Annotated in this window: 15 protein-coding genes; 4 read left to right on the top strand and 11 right to left on the bottom strand. The window is 67.8% G+C overall.

Going from position 1 to position 16,429, the window contains the following annotated elements; genetic code table 11:
* Positions 1-7: 7 nt before the first annotated feature.
* On the top strand, positions 8-1,045 hold the full coding sequence (locus tag TSH64_RS33025) for a phosphotransferase (RefSeq protein WP_109451548.1): 1,038 nt from the start codon (positions 8-10) through the stop codon (positions 1,043-1,045).
* Positions 1,046-1,051: 6 nt separating this feature from the next.
* Entirely contained in the window at positions 1,052-2,368 is a 1,317-nt protein-coding gene (locus TSH64_RS33020; protein WP_109451546.1) for an aminotransferase class III-fold pyridoxal phosphate-dependent enzyme, read from the top strand.
* Between the two features lie 43 nt (positions 2,369-2,411).
* Here the strand turns inward: TSH64_RS33020 and TSH64_RS33015 are convergent, their stop codons facing one another.
* From TSH64_RS33015 to TSH64_RS33005, 3 genes are all read right to left on the bottom strand, one after another.
* The gene (locus TSH64_RS33015; protein WP_109451544.1) at positions 2,412-2,957 is read right to left on the bottom strand and encodes a peroxidase-related enzyme; all 546 of its coding nucleotides are present in this window, start codon (positions 2,955-2,957) and stop codon (positions 2,412-2,414) included.
* 114 nt (positions 2,958-3,071) lie between these two features.
* Entirely contained in the window at positions 3,072-3,812 is a 741-nt protein-coding gene (locus TSH64_RS33010; RefSeq protein WP_199237724.1) for a hypothetical protein, read from the bottom strand.
* A 40-nt stretch (positions 3,813-3,852) separates the two neighbouring features.
* Positions 3,853-4,497 (bottom strand): MarR family transcriptional regulator, encoded by a 645-nt coding sequence (locus tag TSH64_RS33005; RefSeq protein ID WP_109451541.1) that lies wholly within the window; start codon positions 4,495-4,497, stop codon positions 3,853-3,855.
* A gap of 579 nt (positions 4,498-5,076) precedes the next feature.
* On the opposite strand from TSH64_RS33005, the gene TSH64_RS33000 reads away from it, so the two are divergent.
* A complete protein-coding gene (locus TSH64_RS33000; protein ID WP_109453269.1) occupies positions 5,077-5,928 on the top strand; it encodes an alpha/beta hydrolase in 852 nt (283 codons plus the stop codon).
* A gap of 203 nt (positions 5,929-6,131) precedes the next feature.
* Here TSH64_RS33000 and TSH64_RS32995 read toward each other — a convergent pair whose 3' ends face one another.
* The 4 genes from TSH64_RS32995 to TSH64_RS32980 all read right to left on the bottom strand — a co-directional run bounded on the left by TSH64_RS32995 (position 6,132) and on the right by TSH64_RS32980 (position 9,686).
* Positions 6,132-6,890 carry an SDR family NAD(P)-dependent oxidoreductase gene (locus TSH64_RS32995; protein WP_109451539.1) on the bottom strand — a complete coding sequence of 253 codons (759 nt, stop codon included), beginning with the start codon at positions 6,888-6,890 and terminating at the stop codon, positions 6,132-6,134.
* A 174-nt stretch (positions 6,891-7,064) separates the two neighbouring features.
* The gene (locus TSH64_RS32990) at positions 7,065-8,018 is read right to left on the bottom strand and encodes a GlxA family transcriptional regulator (RefSeq protein ID WP_109451537.1); all 954 of its coding nucleotides are present in this window, start codon (positions 8,016-8,018) and stop codon (positions 7,065-7,067) included.
* Between the two features lie 236 nt (positions 8,019-8,254).
* Complete coding sequence (locus TSH64_RS32985; protein WP_109451535.1) at positions 8,255-8,587, bottom strand: hypothetical protein; 333 nt, start codon at positions 8,585-8,587, stop codon at positions 8,255-8,257.
* 160 nt (positions 8,588-8,747) lie between these two features.
* Positions 8,748-9,686, bottom strand: a complete 939-nt coding sequence (locus TSH64_RS32980) for a LysR family transcriptional regulator (protein ID WP_247873288.1) — start codon at positions 9,684-9,686, stop codon at positions 8,748-8,750.
* Positions 9,687-9,844: 158 nt separating this feature from the next.
* On the opposite strand from TSH64_RS32980, the gene TSH64_RS32975 reads away from it, so the two are divergent.
* A complete protein-coding gene (locus TSH64_RS32975) occupies positions 9,845-10,852 on the top strand; it encodes an MBL fold metallo-hydrolase (protein ID WP_109451531.1) in 1,008 nt (335 codons plus the stop codon).
* 31 nt (positions 10,853-10,883) lie between these two features.
* Here the strand turns inward: TSH64_RS32975 and TSH64_RS32970 are convergent, their stop codons facing one another.
* From TSH64_RS32970 to TSH64_RS32955, 4 genes are read right to left on the bottom strand one after another with little or no spacing between them, the layout of a single operon-like run.
* On the bottom strand, positions 10,884-13,238 hold the full coding sequence (locus tag TSH64_RS32970; protein WP_109451529.1) for a TIM-barrel domain-containing protein: 2,355 nt from the start codon (positions 13,236-13,238) through the stop codon (positions 10,884-10,886).
* Complete coding sequence (gene ugpC / locus TSH64_RS32965; protein ID WP_109451527.1) at positions 13,235-14,302, bottom strand: sn-glycerol-3-phosphate ABC transporter ATP-binding protein UgpC; 1,068 nt, start codon at positions 14,300-14,302, stop codon at positions 13,235-13,237. The genes TSH64_RS32970 and ugpC overlap by 4 nt, the downstream gene beginning before the upstream one ends.
* 14 nt (positions 14,303-14,316) lie before the next feature.
* On the bottom strand, positions 14,317-15,387 hold the full coding sequence (locus TSH64_RS32960; RefSeq protein WP_109451525.1) for a carbohydrate ABC transporter permease: 1,071 nt from the start codon (positions 15,385-15,387) through the stop codon (positions 14,317-14,319).
* On the bottom strand, positions 15,384-16,415 hold the full coding sequence (locus tag TSH64_RS32955) for a sugar ABC transporter permease (RefSeq protein WP_199237723.1): 1,032 nt from the start codon (positions 16,413-16,415) through the stop codon (positions 15,384-15,386). Before TSH64_RS32955 ends, TSH64_RS32960 begins: the two co-directional genes overlap by 4 nt.
* Positions 16,416-16,429 lie beyond the last annotated feature (14 nt).

Genomic DNA, 16,429 nt, shown 5'->3' with positions numbered 1-16,429 from the left:
CGCGGCCATGACACAGGGTAACGTACTGACCACGGTCGCGCCGCCGATCTCCGGGAACGAGGCAGGCGCCATGATGCTGCGGCATTTCGGGCTGGCCGGCGACGTCCGTGAACTGAGCAGCGAGCGCGACCGCAACTTCCACATCACCACGCCCGACGGGCGGGGCTATGTGCTGAAGTTCACCAACCCGGCCGAACCGCAACCGGTCACCGCCTTCCAGACCGGCGCCATGCAGCATGTGGCCTCCCGCGACCCGTCCCTGCCGGTGCCGCGCGTCGTGCCGACCCGGGAGGGCGAAGCGCAGACGACGGTCCTGATCGACGGCCATCCGATGATCCTGCGGTTGCTGACCTATCTCGACGGTACGCCGCTCCATGCGGCACCGGCCTCACCGGGACTGATGCGGGCGCTGGGAACGACGCTGGCCCGGCTCGACCTCGCGCTGGCCGACTACGAGCATCCGGGCTCGCAGCGCGACCTGCTGTGGGACATCACGCGCACCGCCAGCGTCGCCGACAAGCTGCATTATCTGGCCGAAGGTCCGCGCCGCCGGATGGTGGAGCGCTTCATCGCCCGTTTCGCCGACCGGGTCGCCCCGCGCCTGCCCGCCCTGCGCCATCAGGTGATCCACAACGACCTCAACCCGCACAATGCGGTGGTCGATCCGGCCGGGCATCAGGCGGTCACCGGCATCATCGATTTCGGCGACGCGCTGAAGGCGCCGCTGATCAACGATCTGGCGACGGCGCTCGCCTACCACGTCACCAGCGGCGAGACGCCCTTCGGCTCCATCGTCGAGATGACCCGCGCCTACAACGCCGTGCTGCCGCTGACGGCGGATGAAAAGGACTTGCTGCCCGACCTGATCGCCGCCCGCCTCGCCCTGACCATCTCGATCACCGGCTGGCGGGCGGCCGAATATCCTGAAAACGCCGCCTACATCCTGCGGAATGCCGAACGTGCCTTCGCCGGGCTGGAAAAGCTGACCGGCGACGAGGCCGCCACCGCACGCACTCTGCTCCACCTCGCCTGCCAGGAAGTGTGACCCGCCATGACCATGATCAACGCCTACGCCCCCGACGCCGCCGGTTCCCTGCCGGAGCGCGAGCGCGCCCTGATCGCCCGCCGCGAAAGGCTGCTCGGCCCGGCCTACCGCCTGTTCTACGCCGATCCGATCCATGTCGTGCGCGGCGAGGGCTCCTCCCTCTATGACGCCGACGGCAACCGCTATCTCGACGCCTACAACAACGTCGCCTCGGTCGGCCACTCGCGGCCCGAGGTGGTGGAGGCGATGGCCAAGCAGGCGGCGGTGCTGAACACCCACACGCGCTACCTGACGGACGGCATCGTCGAGTTCGCCGAAGCCTTCCTGGCGGAGTTCCCGGCCGAGCTGTCGCACTTGATGATGACCTGCACCGGCAGCGAGGCGAACGATCTGGCGCTGCGCGTCGCCCGCGTCCACACCGGCGGTACCGGCGTCGTCATCGCCCACAACGCCTATCATGGCGTCACCTCGGCGCTGGCGGAGATGTCGCCCTCGCTGGGCGCCGCGGTGAAGCTGGGCGACCATGTCCGCGTCGTGCCGTCGCCCGACAGCTACCGCATTCCGGCCGCGGAGGTCGGCGCCGCCTTCGCCCGGTCCGTCGAGGAGGCCATCGCCGACCTGCGCGAGAAGGGCATCGCCCCGGCGGCGCTGCTGGTCGACACCATCTTCTCCAGCAGCGGCGTCTTCACCGATCCGGCCGGCTTCCTGGCCCCGGCGGTCGAGGTCATGCGCAAGGCCGGCGGCATCTTCATCGCCGACGAGGTGCAGCCCGGCTTCGGCCGGCTCGGCACCCACATGTGGGGCTTCGCGCGCCACGGGCTGGTGCCCGACATCGTGACGGTGGGCAAGCCGATGGGCAACGGCCACCCGGTGGCCGGCGCCATCTTCCGCCCGGAGGTGATCGAGGCGTTCGGCCGCAGCCAGCGCTATTTCAACACCTTCGGCGGCAACCCGGTGTCCTGCGCCGTGGCGCATGCCGTGCTGCGCGTCATCAAGACGGAGCGCCTGCAGGAGAACGCCCTGACCGTCGGCACGCAGATGATCGACGGCATCCAGGCACTCGCCGCCAAGCATGACCTGATCGGCGACGTGCGCGGCAGCGGCCTGTTCATCGGCGTCGAGATGGTGCGCGACCGCAAGGCGAAGACCCCGGCGCCGGAAGAAACCGGCCGCGTGGTCAACGACATGCGCCGCCGCCGGGTGCTGATCAGCGCCACCGGCCAGGAAGGGCACATCCTGAAGATCCGCCCGCCGCTGGTCTTCTCCGCCGCCGACGCCACCCTGTTCCTGAGCACGCTCGACGAGGTGCTGGCGGCCCTGTGACGGACGCGGCCGGAACGTCGTCGTTCCGGCCGCACCCCATCCGTCAGCTGCGGCGGGAGAGCTTCACCCCGGGAAAGTCGACCGGCACATCGAGGGCGACGTTCACGTAGTTCGTAAACAGGTTCAGGGCGACATGCGCCAGGATTTCGACGATGGCCTCATCGTCGAATCCGACCGCGCGCAGGGCGGCGACATCGGCGGCATCGACCGCAGCGCGGTTCTCCACCAGCTTCACCGCGAAGGCGAGTGCAGCCGCCGTCCGGGGATCGGCCGAGCGGCCATGCTGCGCCTCAGCCATCTCCGCTCCGCTCGCCCCCGCCTTCTGGCCGAGCAGGGTGTGGGCGGCGAGGCAATAGTTGCAGTCGTTGCGGTCGGCGACCGCCACCGCGATCTGCTCGCCCAGCTTGGCCCCGAGCTTGCCCTGGCCGAGCGCACCGAACGATCCCCACATGCTGGCGAGTGCGGCCGGCGAATTCGCAACGGCCTTGAACATGTTGGGGACGACGCCGAAGGCGCCCTTGATCCGGTCGAGCGTCGGCTTGACCGCTGCGGCAGACGAGGCTGGATCGACGAGATTGACGTGTGCCATGATGTTTTATCCTTCTCTGATGCTTGGAGGGGGGTATTCGGGCGGTCCGGCGATGGCAGTCGCCGGGCCGCTTTCACTTTTGCACGCTGTTTGGCCGGCGTTACTTGGCCAGCGTTACTTGGCCGGCGCGACCTTGCCCGGCAGCGACAGGGTGCCGGAGGCGACCTTGTGGATGTTGGTGACGCACAGCAGCGGCGCATGCAGGTTGGCATTGACCCGCAACCCGGCGGTCACGCCGTCGAAGGACGCGGTGGCGATCGCCCCGATCTTTTCGAGCGGGATGTGGACCTCGACCAGATCGGCCTTGAGGTCGGTTCGGTAGTCCGGGCTGTCGATCAGGATCGGCGCACCGGGCCAGGTTTCCGGCAGCCTGGGCTTGGTGCCCTCCGGAATGTCCTTGACCTTCAATCCTCCCGGACAGGTCTTGTCCTCGTTGAGGACGACCCAGTGGGAATGCCAGCGTTCGCGGTTCTTTCCGCCATAGGCGGCATCGTCGAAATCGGGGTGGAAGGTCACCGCGAGCGCGACGATGCCCTGGTCCTTCTCGAAGCCGACATCGGCGGAGTTGAGGGAGGTCGGCCAGACATAGGCGTAGACCTCCGATCCCGCGAACTTGCCGGTGGCGGACGGCGTCGCCTTGCCGGCATCGGCGCGGACGCGGGTGCTGAAGACGGCATGGCCGTGATCGGTGACGATGCGCGTCTCGACGATGTCGAACGAGGCCATCACCGCCTGATCGGGGGCGGTCTTTATTCCATGCGCGGCAGCCGTAGACGGGCCGGACACGAGACCGGACGCAAGGCAGCAGAGCGCCGTTGCCACGAGGCCGAGGCCCCGTGGAGTGCAGACGATCATGATGGTGCTTTCCTTTCTGAAGACGTGCTTGGAGGGGTGGCTATCCTTCGGCAAAGGCCGTCCAGGTGGCAGCCTGGATGGCAGGATCAGCCTCTTCATGCTCGCCGCAATCGAGCCGGAGATCCCGGTCGCCGATGGCGGCGTTCACAAAAGCGCAGTGATGGGAAGCGGCCTCGCCCGGATGGGCGTTCGGCCGGAAATGGCGGCAACTGACGCACAGGCGTTGGACCGGAATGGCCCCTGCCTGTTGCAGCGACCGGATGATCTTGATCTGCGCCCGCAGCAGCCCGGCCTGCTCAGCGGCGGTCAGCTGTGCAAGCGCCGCCGCGATCTGGGAGGCGGATGACGCAAGGCTGCGGCCCAGTTCCAGCCCTTCTTCCGTCAGGCGGGCGATCTGCGCCCGCGCATCGCTGGGATCGGGCGTGCGTCGCAGCAGCGACTTGCGCTCCAGCGCCGCCAGCGTGTCGGCCATGCTGGCGGCGGAAACCGCCAGATGGGCGGCAATCTCCTTGGGGCGAAGGCCGGCGGGCCGGGCCGCCAGCAGGGCCAGCACCTGCGCCTGGGTGGGATTGAGCCCCGCCGTGCCGGCAGCCGACCAGAGATCGGCGCGCAGCACCAGCGCGATGCGCTCGAAGCCCTCCCGAAGGCGGTGCGGAACAGGGTCGGGGTGCGATGCGTGGTCCATGAATTTAACTTAGGACTCCTATTTAAATCTGTCAAGCGACCGATTTCCGACCTCGCCGCGGGCGTCCTCCTTCGTCCCAAAGAGCGCGGAGGCCTTCATGAGAATTCAGTCAATTAGACTTCACGAGCCAAGTGAGTCCGCACATTCGGACTATCGGACAGAGGGGGGACACATCCCAATTTGCAGCATTTCCGCAAATGAAGACATGAACGCCCCCGCTCAACCCCTGTTCATTTGCGGATATTTCTCGGGATGGTTCTTTAATACCTAGGGATAGCTTTGAAAGACGGTTCATTCCGGTGCTCAATGCAGGCATCGGCGTTCCGCGGCGCCAAGCGACCGGATCCAGGCCGGCCGACCACCAACGCATTGACAGCCAACGCATTGACAGGGAGCATCACGATGCCATCCGAAGAAGTCCTGGCGCCGGGCGCCACCCGCCGCAGCCTGATCGTCGGCGCGGCTGCCGCCGGTGCTGCGGTCGCCGGCGCAACCGTGATCGGAGCCGCCGATGCCACCGCGGCCGAGCGTCGCCATGCCGGAGAGGCTGCGGGCAACAAGAGCGAAGGGAAACGGACGATGACCAGCGGCAAGACCGAAGACGGGTTCGTCACCGCCAAGGACGGCGCGTCGATCTACTACAAGGATTGGGGACCGCGCGACGGCCAGACCGTCATGTTCCACCATGGCTGGCCGCTCAGCGCCGACGACTGGGACGCCCAGATGCTGTTCTTCCTGAACCGCGGCTACCGCGTCGTCGCCCATGACCGGCGCGGCCATGGCCGCTCGACCCAGACGGCGACCGGCAACGAGATGAACACTTATGCCGACGACGTGCTGGCCGTCGTTGCCGGGCTGGGGCTGAAGAACGTCTTCCATGTCGGCCATTCGACCGGCGGCGGCGAGGTTGCGCGTTATCTGGGCCGCCACGGCACCTCGCGGGCCGGCAAGGCGGCGCTGCTGGGCGCCGTTCCGCCGATCATGGTCAAGACGGAGGCCAATCCCGGCGGCCTGCCGCTGGAGGTGTTCGACGGCTTCCGCGCGGCACTCGCCGCCAACCGTGCCCAGTTCTTCCGCGACATCCCCTCCGGCCCCTTCTACGGCTTCAACCGCGACGGTGCCAAGGTCTCGCAGGGCGTTATCGACAACTGGTGGCGGCAGGGCATGATGGGCGGGACCAAGGCCCATTACGACTGCATCAAGGCCTTCTCCGAGACCGACTTCACCGAGGATCTGAAGAAGATCGACATTCCGGTCCTGGTGATGCACGGCGACGACGACCAGATCGTGCCGATCGCCGATTCCGCGCTGCTGTCGTCCAAGCTGCTGCCGAAGGGCACCCTGAAGGTCTACAAGGGCTTCCCGCACGGCATGGCGACCACCCATGCCGAAACGATCAACGCCGACCTGCTGGCCTTCTTCAAAACCTGATCCAGCCCCCGCCCCCGCAGGACCGGGACTGGGACGGCGTTGCGGGGGCAACCCTTGGGCAGGTAGGAATTGCGCAGTTCACCACCGATCCCTGCATCGCCTCGTATCCGCAACGATCACCCCAACGATCGCCGCAACGGACCAGGCCGCCGGACGAAAGCCCGGCGGCCTGGTCTGCTTCGTGCCCGACCGGATAGGGCCAATCAAACCGGAATGGGATTCTCGGCGATGTAGCTGTTGAATCCCATGACCAGCGCATGCTCGTTCGGGCCGGCATTGTCGCGCATCGGCCGGGCGCTCTCGACGATGGCCTCCTCGGCGTCGGTGCCCAGTGCCGCCATCGTCTGCTCGATGAAGGCGTCCAGCGGCATGGCGCGCGGATCGTCGCCCTTCTTGATCAGGTCGGTGTTGACCCAAGGCGGCGCGATCTCCTGCACGGTGACGCTGGTGTCGCGCAGCATGAAGCGCTGGGACAGCGTGTAGCTGTGCAGCGCCGCCTTGGTGGCGGAATAGACCGCGGTGGTGGCCAGTGGCGTGTAGGCGAGCACCGAGGTATTGTTGACGATCGTCGAGCGCGGCTGCGCCTTCAGATGCTCGATCAGCGCCGAGGTCATGCGGATGGGGCCAAGCAGGTTGGTGGCGATGATCGACTGCGCCTGCGCATCGTCGATGGGACCGGAAGCGTCGTCGAACGGCATGATGCCGGCATTGTTGATCAGGACGTTCAGCGTCGGATTCTCGGCAACCAGCCGCTCGGCCGCGGCCTGGATGCTGACCGGGTCGGCGATGTCCAGCTCGATGCCCGTCATGCCGGGGTTGGCGGCGGTCACCTCGTCCAGCAGGGCCTTGCGCCGGCCGGCGATGATGACCTGGTTGCCCAGCTTGTGGAACGCCTCGGCCAGACCGCGGCCGATGCCGGAGGTCGAGCCCGTGATGAAGATGGTGTTTCCGGTGAGCTGCATGGCCTGATGTCCGTCCTTGTTTGAAAGTGGGCAAGTGAAGGCGTTCGGGGAATGGAAGCATTCCCCGGGGAATCTCGGTGCCGGACGATGTGGAAATCCACCGCACCCGCCGTGCCGATGGAGCCGTATCCAGGTGTTAATGGCCCCGACAAAGGGGCAGATCACGGCCGCTGACTAATCCGGTGCTGAGGCGCGGCCGGTTTCGACGGCGCGGCGAACCATTTGCGGCGGCTGGCCGTAGGCGCGCAGGAAGGCGCGGCGCATGCGCTCGCGGTCGGCGAAGCCGGTCTCGCGGGCGATGACATCCATCGGATGGCGCCCTTCCTCCATCATCACACGTGCCGCCTCCAGCCGCAGATGCTCGACCGCCTTGGCCGGGGTCTGGCCGGTTTCCTGGCGGAACAGCCGGCTGAACTGGCGCGGGCTGAGATTGGCCGTTTCCGCCAACTCTTCCACCGACAGCTCGTTCCTCAGATTTTCCTTGGCATGGACCAGCGCCCGCCGGACACGGTCGGAGCACGGCTCCAGCTCCAGCAGGGCGGAGAATTGCGACTGGCCGCCGGGCCGGCGCAGATAGACCACCAGCTTGCGCGCCACCGCCTTGGCGACCTCCGCCCCGAAATCGTCTTCGACCAGCGCCATGGCGAGGTCGATGCCCGCGGTCATCCCGGCGGAGGTCCAGACATTGCCGTCGACGCTGAAGATGCGGTCCTCTTCCACCTTCACCGCCGGGTAGAGCCGCTGGAGATTGCGGGCGTGGTTCCAATGGGTGGTGGCGCGGCGGCCGTCGAGCAGCCCGGCCTCCGCCAGCACATAGGCGCCGGTGCAGATGCCGGCGACCCGGCGCGACGCGGCGGCGGCATCGCGCAGATAGGTCAGCAGCCCCGGCGTGCTCGGCTTGACCCGCAGCGATCCGATGGTGACGGTCGTGTCGAAGAAATCCTCGCCGAACGGGGCGGTGTCGATGGCGAAGCCCAGCGAGTTGCGCACCGGTCCACCCTGCTCCGACAGGACATGGACCCGGTAGGCAGGACGGCCGAGCACGAGATTCGCCATCTCGAAGGCCGACAGCGCGGCCATCCCCATCACCTGGAAATCGTCGAACACCACGAACCCGATGGTGAGCATCTTCTTCTCCGGCTCGACCTTTATCCCGTCCGCAGCCGTCAGGCCCGATGGCCGGTGGCTGGAACCAGACTATGCGGCGGCCGGCTTGTCTGGAATGTCAAAGATCCAACGATTCCGGACATCGTGTTGGCCGGACACCCGCCCTGAGCCCCCGATCCGCACCGGAGAACCGGTCACCGGACGTCGTCCCCGTCAGTAACCGGCCGGCAGTCCCCCCGCGGCCCCCCAGCGGTCCATCACCGCATTCCCGCCATGCGGGCCGGCATCCAAATGGCCGAATTCGCGGCGGTCGGCAGGAGGGGCGCCAGCGCCGCACACACGATGACGGCCAGAAAGGCGGTAGAGGCGGTCGGATGAGCCGGGATCAGGTCCAGCGCCGTGTTGCCGAACTGTCCGACAATCGACAGCAGATGGCTGGCCAGCCAACCGAGAAGGCGTTGGTAGCCCGAAGGCAGCATCAGCAGGTCCAGCACGCCGCGGACGACGGAGCAGCCGGCGCTTTGCAGCTTGCAGGCCAAGGTCGACAGGGTATCGCCGGAGGCGGCGCAGAGGGAGATGGATCGGTTCATGACCCGCGTCCTTTGATCCGGGGGAGAGATTGGGATCAGGCCGGACGCGAACGGAATGCCGTGCCGGTCAATGCAGGGACGCTAACCGTTCCTCCGATCGCGATAAATAGAGCACATCAAAGAAGACTGTTGCGAATACTGGAACGACGACACGGGCCGTTCAGCCCTCCGCCGCACTCCAATGGTCGGCACCGTTCCGGAGATCGATGCGTTCCGCCAGGAAATCCAGAAAGGACCGCACCTTCGGCGGCTGGATACGCCCGCCGGGGAAAACCGCATGCAGATCGACATCCGACCCTTTCCAGCCGTCGAGCACCCGCTGCACCTGGCCGGCCGCCCGGTAGGATCGCATGGCGAAGTCGGTGGCGAGCACCAGCCCGCCGCCAGCCAGCAGCGTCGGGACCAGCATCTCCGGATCGTCGGCCGACATCACCGGGTCGATGACCGCATCCACCTCCCCCGGCTGGCCCCCGTCGGTGCGGAACAGCCGCCAGGCGAAGCCCGACGGACGGCGGGCAGTCATGTTCGCCAGCGTCGAATGGCTGATCAACTCGTCGGGATGGCCCGGCAGCCCATGGGCGGCACAATAGGACGGTGCGGCATAGACATGGCGGTGCAGGACGCCCAGCTTGCGCGCCGCCATGCTGGAGTCCTGCAACGTTCCCATGCGGATCGCCAGATCGATGTCCCGCGCCACCAGATCGAGGTTCTCGTGGCTCAGCACCAGATCGATTCGGACATCGGGATAGCGGCTGCGGAAGCCGGGCAGCAGCGGTGCGATGACTTTCATTCCGAAGGATGGCGGGGTGGTGATCCGCAGCCAGCCGCGCGGCGCGTCGCGAAGCTGGGCAACGGCGCTTTCCGCCTGCTCCAGCTCTTCGGCGATCCGGCGGCAGCGGTCGAAATACACCGTCCCCGCCTCCGTCAGCCCGATGCGGCGGGTGGTCCGATGCAGAAGCTGGATGCCGAGCCGCTGTTCGAGATCGCGCACCTTGCGGCTCAGCGTCGTCTTGGGCAGCCGCAGCCGCCGGGCGGCCTTGGTGAAGCTCCCCTCCTCCACGACCTTGACGAAGGCGATGGTGTCGTTCAGGTCCTGCATCCGCAACCCGGCGATTGGATCGGTTTCCGGAACAATGTTGCCCGAGCTTGCCGGGTAATCAAGCCCGCCGCCCGGTGCTAACTGGTGGGCATGCGCCGCGGCGGAAGACCTCCACCGCCGCGGCACCCGATACCCGAACCGTTCCAAGGACAGGCAGAATGAAACCGCACACGCTCCTGCTGGCCGCCGGCCTGCTGTTCGCGGCCATCCCGACGGGCCATGCCGCCGACAAAGCCACCGGCCAGCCCGCCGGCCAGCCCGCCGGCCACGCTACCGCCCAGGCCATTCCCCAACCGGCAGCCCAACCGTCGGAAGCCGGGCTCTACCGCTTCACCGTCGGCGACCTCCGCATCACCGCACTCAGCGACGGCACCCTGCCGCTCGGCATCAAGCCGCTGGTGAAGGGACTGCCGCCGGACCGGATCGACGCGCTGCTGGCCGAGCGGTTCGAGCGCGACCCGCTGGAAACCTCCATCAACGCCTTCCTGATCGACACCGGGTCACGCGTGCTGCTGGTCGATACCGGCGCCGGCCAGCTGTTCGGCCCCTATGGCGGCAAGCTTCCGCTCAGCCTCGCCGCCGCCGGCTACCGGCCCGATCAGGTGACCGACATCCTCCTCACCCACATCCACACCGATCATTCCGGCGGGCTGGCGCTGGACGGGCGGATGGTGTTCACCAACGCCACCGTCCATGTCGGCCAGCCCGACCTCGATTTCTTCCTCAACCGCGACAACATCGCCAACGGATTGCAGCCCCGCCTCCATGACGAGGCCGTCGCCACCGTCGGCCCCTATCTCAAGGCCGGCAAGGTGAAGCCCTTCAGCGAAAGGTCGGAAATCCTGGCGGGTGTCACGGCGATCCCCACCCCCGGCCACACTCCCGGACATGCCTTTTACCGGGTGACGAGCCGGGGCGAGACCATCGAGTTCTGGGGCGACATCATCCATGTCGGGCCGGTGCAGTTCCGGCACCCGGAGGCCACCGTCGCCTTCGACATCGACCAGGATGCCGCCCGCGCCCAGCGCCGGGACCGCTTCGCCGAGGAGGCCGACAGCGGTCAGTTGACCGCCGCCGTCCATCTCAGCTTCCCGGGCCTCGGCCGCCTGCGGCGCGACGGTGACGGCTACCGCTGGGTGCCGGTGGAATACCGCAACCGGCAGTAAGACATCGGCCCCGCCCCGGCGAAGCGGTGGCTCAGGCCTCCAGCGTCAGCGCGGCCCCCTCGACCGTGCCGGGCCGCAGCTGCGGCCCGCCCACGCTGCGCAGGCGCAGGCTGCGCCATGCCGGCTGGTAACCGCCGGTCGCCCTGGCGGAGACCGCCACGGCATCCCCCGACCGCACCGCGCTGAGGCGGGTCACCAGCCCGGCACCATCGCGCCAGCCGGTGGTGTCGCCGTTGTCGTCATAGAGCAGGGCCGTGGCGCCCTCCACATCGCCGTAAGCGACCAGTTCGCGCTCGGTGTCGGTCGCCGGATCGACGCGCAGTCCGGCGGCAGCCAGCGGCAGCAGGGCGCCGGACCGTACGAACAGCGGCACCCGGCCGAGCGGCGCCGCCACCGTCGCGACCGCTCCGCCCGGATGGTGCGAGCCGTCATGGAACAGGTACCAGCCGCCGGGGTTATCCGGCAGCCGGACCGACCGGCTGTCCGCCCCCGGCTCCAGCACCGGCGCCACCAGCAGGTCGGGGCCGAGCATGAAGGCGTCCTCGGTCGCAGCGGCACCGGGATCGTCGGGGAAATCGTAGAACAGCGGACGCACCACCGGCTCGTCCGCTTCCGCCGCCCGCCACATCCGGGTGTAGAGATAGGGCATCAGGCGGTAGCGCAGGCGGATCGCCTCGCGGATCGGGTCGATGACTTCCGGATGCATCCAGGGCAGCGTGGTGATGCCGTCGCTGTTCCAGCTGTTCATCACGAAGCGCGGCCAGAAGGAACAGAACTCGACGAAGCGGCAAAGCAGCTCCGGCCCGGGGCTCGGCCCGTGGAAGCCGCCGACGTCATGCCCGATGTCGAACATGCCGGACAGGCTCATGTTGAGCCCCTGCGTCAGGTTGAAGCGCAGCGTCTTCCAGGCGGTGGCGTTGTCGCCCGACCAGGTCTGGCCGTAGCGCCACAGGCCGGCCGGGCCGCCGCGGGTGATGGTGTAGGGTCGCTTGTCCGGCGCCCAGGCCGCCTGCGTCTCATAGGCCAGCTTGGTCATCAGCAGCGCCTGGGCGGAGCGCGCCAGCGTCTGCGGGAAGGGACGGCCATCGCCGGCCGCCATGGCGTCCTCGTCCCAGATCTCATACTCGTTGTTGTCGTTCCACACCGACACCATGCCGGGGGTCAGCAGCGCCGTCTCGATCCCGTTGCGCCACCAGTCGCGGGCTTGTCGGTTGGTGAAGTCGAGATGGTAGCCGAGCCCGTCCCAGAACTGTGCCACCGCCGGCTTGCCGGTCTCGCCGTCCGTCACCAGCCCGCCGACCCCGGTCACCTCCGACAGGCGCGGATGGTCGTCGAGCAGGCAGGGCTTCAGGTTGGCAACCGGATGCAGCCTGGCGGCGTTCAGCTTGGCCAGCGTCGCCGCCGGATCGGGGAACTTGTCGTGGTTCCAGTGGAAGGCATAGCGCCGGCCGCCGATCATGGTGTAGCCGGAGCCGAAATGGAAACTGTCGCAGGGGATCGCATGCTCGGCGCAGCGGTCGACGAAGTCGGCGATGCGGGCATCGGCATCGGCGGCGTCGGCGATCGCCATCGAGGTGGTGGCGAAGCCCAGCGTCCATTTCGGCCCGAAGGCATGGCCGCCGGTCAGGCGCGAGAAGGCGCGCACCACATCCGGAACGCCGGGACCGGCAAAGACATAGGCGTCGAGGTCGCCGTCGTCGGCGCGGTAGGAGCGGAACAGCCCGTGGTAATTGTCGATGGTGGCGCCGACGTCGATCTCGGCGGTGGCGAGATTGTCGTAATAGACCCCGTGCGCCCCCGCCGGCCCGGCGACCAGCAGGAACGGAATCATCTTGTAGAGCGGGTCGCTCAGCTCGGCGTCGAAGCCGCAGGGATCGACCGCATCGACGCGAAAACGGCGGCCGGTGCGGTCCAGCGGACCGGCCTTGTCGCCCAGCCCGTAATGCCGCTCGTCCCCGCCGCGCTCGACGAAATGCGAGAAGGCGTGGGTCTTGCGCGAGACGAAATAGGCCTGGGTGCGGCGGTCCTGCAGGAAGGGCACCTCCTCCCCCGCCCGGTACCAGGCGACGCCGAAGGGCTCCAGCGTCACGACGGCGCGGAGCTTTGCCCCCCGCAGCGTGACCGTGCCCTCGCCCTCCTCGACATCGGCTGCCGGACAGGCGAAGCCGCTCAGATCGTCGCGGTCACGGCCCTCATAGGACGGATCGCCGCCGCCGGGCGCCACCGACCAGCCGCGGTCGAGGCGGTAGCCCCCGTCGCGCCGCATCAGGATGCGGCCGACATCGTCCTCGACGAAACCGATGCGCAGATCGACGCCATGGTCGAGTTCAAACAGGGCATAGATGCCGTCACGCCCGCGGAAACGGGCTCGGGTCAGGGCCTTCATGAATGGCTCCGGGCGGGAAGGGGGTCGGGACGGCAGGCAAGGCCCGCGGCGTCGAAACGGTGGAGATGGTCGCGGCGCAGCCGCACCGGCAGCAGGTCGCCGCGGGCAAGGCGGCTCTGGCCGTCGCAACGGATGGTGAGCGGCAAACCGTTGGGGCCGCCCGTGTTGGCGGACGTGTAGAGAAAGGTTTCGCCGCCCAACTGCTCGACGAGATCGACGCGGACGGTCAGGTCGGCGTCGGCCTCACCGCAGGGCTCGACATGTTCGGGCCGGATGCCGAGCGTCGCCGCCCGGCCCGTCTCACCGCCGGCCGCCTCGCCCCGCACCAGTTCCGTCGGCAGCAGGTTCATCCGCGGCGAGCCGATGAAGCCGGCGACGAACAGGTTGGCCGGGCGGTTGTAAAGCTCCAGCGGCGTGCCGATCTGCTCGATCCGCCCGCCGTTCAGGACGACGATGCGGTCGGCCAGCGTCATTGCCTCGACCTGATCGTGGGTGACGTAGATCATCGTCCCGCCGATCTCGGCATGGAGCGCGGCCAGCTCCTTGCGCGTCGCCACCCGCAGTTCGGCGTCGAGATTGGACAGCGGTTCGTCGAACAGGAAGATCTTGGGATCGCGCACGATGGCGCGGCCGATGGCGACGCGCTGGCGCTGGCCGCCCGACAAGGCGGCTGGCCTGCGCTGGAGATAGTCGGTCAGCCGCAGCATGCGGGCGGCGCGGTCCACCCTTGCCGCGATCTCCGGCTTGGCGATCCCCATATTCTCCAGCGCGAAGCTCATGTTCTGGTGGACGGTCATGTGCGGATAGAGCGCGTAGGACTGGAACACCATCGCCAGCCCGCGGTCCGACGCGGCGGTCCGCGTCACCTCCGCCCCGTCGATGCGGATATCGCCCGCCGTGACCGTCTCCAGCCCGGCGATGACGCGCAGCAGCGTCGATTTCCCGCAGCCCGACGGGCCGACGAAGACCACGAACTCGCCGTCGGCGATGCTGAGGTCGATGCCCTTCAGGACGGCGGTGCTGCCATAGTCCTTGCGGATGCCGCGAAGCTCCAATCCGGCCATTTATTTCATCCCCCTCATTTCATGCCGGTATTCGCGATGCCGCTGGTGATGAAGCGCTGCAGGAAGGCGAAGACGAGCGCCACCGGCAGCAGGGTCACCACGGTCATGGCGAGCAGATAATGCCATTGCGTCTGCAACTCGCCCTGGAAGGCGTTGAGAGCGATGGGCAGCGTGTGGACTTCGGTCTTGGTCAGGACGGCCAGCGGCCACAGGAACTCGTTCCAGCGCCACATGACCGAGAAGATCGCCAGGACCGCCAGCGCCGGCATCGACAGCGGCATGACGATGCGGGCGTAGATGCGCCATTCCGACGCCTTGTCCATCCGCGCCGCCTCGATCAGGTCGCGCGGGATGGTCAGCATGTACTGGCGCAGCAGGAAGACGCCGGTCGGGGTGGCCGCACCCGGCAGGATCACCGCCCACAGCGAGTCGACGAAGCCCAGCTTGGTGACCACCAGATAGACCGGCGCCAGGATGATGGTGATGGGGATCATCAGCGTCCCGATCACCCCCAGCATCGCCACCGACTTGCCGCGGAACTCGTAGACGGACAGCGCATAGGCGGCCATCGAGTTGATGATCAGCGTGATGATGGTCGCCACCACCGTCACCACCAGCGAGTTGCGCAGGAAGCGCAGGAAGTCGAACTGGGTCAGCGGGTCGGTGTAGTTCTCGACCGCCAGCGCCATGTGGCGCACCGGCGTCCGGCGGTCGGCCGGCACGCGGATGGTCTGGCCGGGCGCTGCCGGATCGACCATCTGGGCGACGATGCCGACGCGGCGGACCTGCGCCAGCTCGCGGACCGAACCGTCCTCCATCGTCACCCGGAACAGCGGCAGCGGCTGCGGATAGCCCTGCACCGACACCTCGCTCTGCGCCATCGGCAGCAGCGACGGCGGGAATTCCAGCAGGGCCGCCGGCGTCTTGAAGGACGACAGCGCCAGCCAGAGCACCGGCCCGAACATCAGCAGCACGCCCAGCGCCAGATAGGCATAGCTGGCGACATCGGTCCAATGCCAGGAGGCGCCGCCACGCCGCGCCAGCAGCAGGCGCCCAAGTTTTCCGGTGCGGAGTTTTCCGGTCATGATGCCCTCCGCCGGGTCAGGAAAAGCTGGATCAGGGTCAGGACGAACAGCACGGCCCCCAGCAGCACCGATGCCGCACCGGCCAGACCGAAATTCTGCACCTGATTGGCGAAGGCGGTGGTGTAGATGTACTGGACGACCATCATCGTCGCCGTCCCGGGACCGCCGCCGGTCAGCACGAACACCTCGTCGAACACCTGCACCGAGCGGATCAGCACCAGCACCAGCACGACCAGCAGGTTGGGCCACAGCAGCGGCAGCGTGATGCGGTGGAAGACGCGCCAGGGGCGGGTGCCGTCCATCTCCGCCGCTTCGTAGACGTCGCGCGGGATGGCCTGGAGGCCGGCCAGTAGGATCAGCGTGTAGAAGCCCATATGGGCCCACACCGAAACGAAGACCGCCCAGAACATCGCCCAGCCGGGATCGACGAAGAACAGGATCTTTTCGCCGCCCGCCGTGGTCAGCACGGCGTTCAGCAGGCCGTCACGCTGCAAAATCCATTTCCAGATCAGGGCGACGACGACCGGCGACAGCAGGACGGGGAAGAAATAGACCGCCCGGAAGAAGCCGCGGCCGCGGATGGGCCGGTTCAGCACCAGGGCGGTGACCAGTGAGAACAGCACCATCGCCACCATCTGGAAGACGGTGAAGGTCAGCGTGTTTCCCACACCGCGCCAGAACAGATCCTCCCGGCAGCTCCCGGCCTCCAGATAGGAGCCGCAATCGAGCAGGCGGGCGTAATGCTCCGCCCCGACATAGGGCCGCTCCGACGGGAACAGCCCCGTCCCGCCCGTCACCGAGAAGACGATGTTGATCCCGATGGGCAGGAAGACGAACAGCCCGAAGAAGAGAAGGTTCGGCAGCAGGAAGACATAGGGCATGCGCGCAGCACCGATCAGGCGCTGGACCGCCCGCATCGGCGGGTCGGTCAGCCGCATCAGGATGTTGGCGCTGCCCGTGGTGACGGCAGCCGCGGCGGCGGACGGACCGCGCGCGGGGGCGCCGTGCGATCTCATGGTATCGGTCATGTTCCACCGCCCAA

This window comes from Azospirillum sp. TSH64, assembly GCF_003116035.1.
Classification (GTDB): Bacteria; Pseudomonadota; Alphaproteobacteria; order Azospirillales; family Azospirillaceae; genus Azospirillum.
Note: the sequence above shows the minus strand (reverse complement) of the source record. Positions and strands in the feature narration are given on the sequence as shown.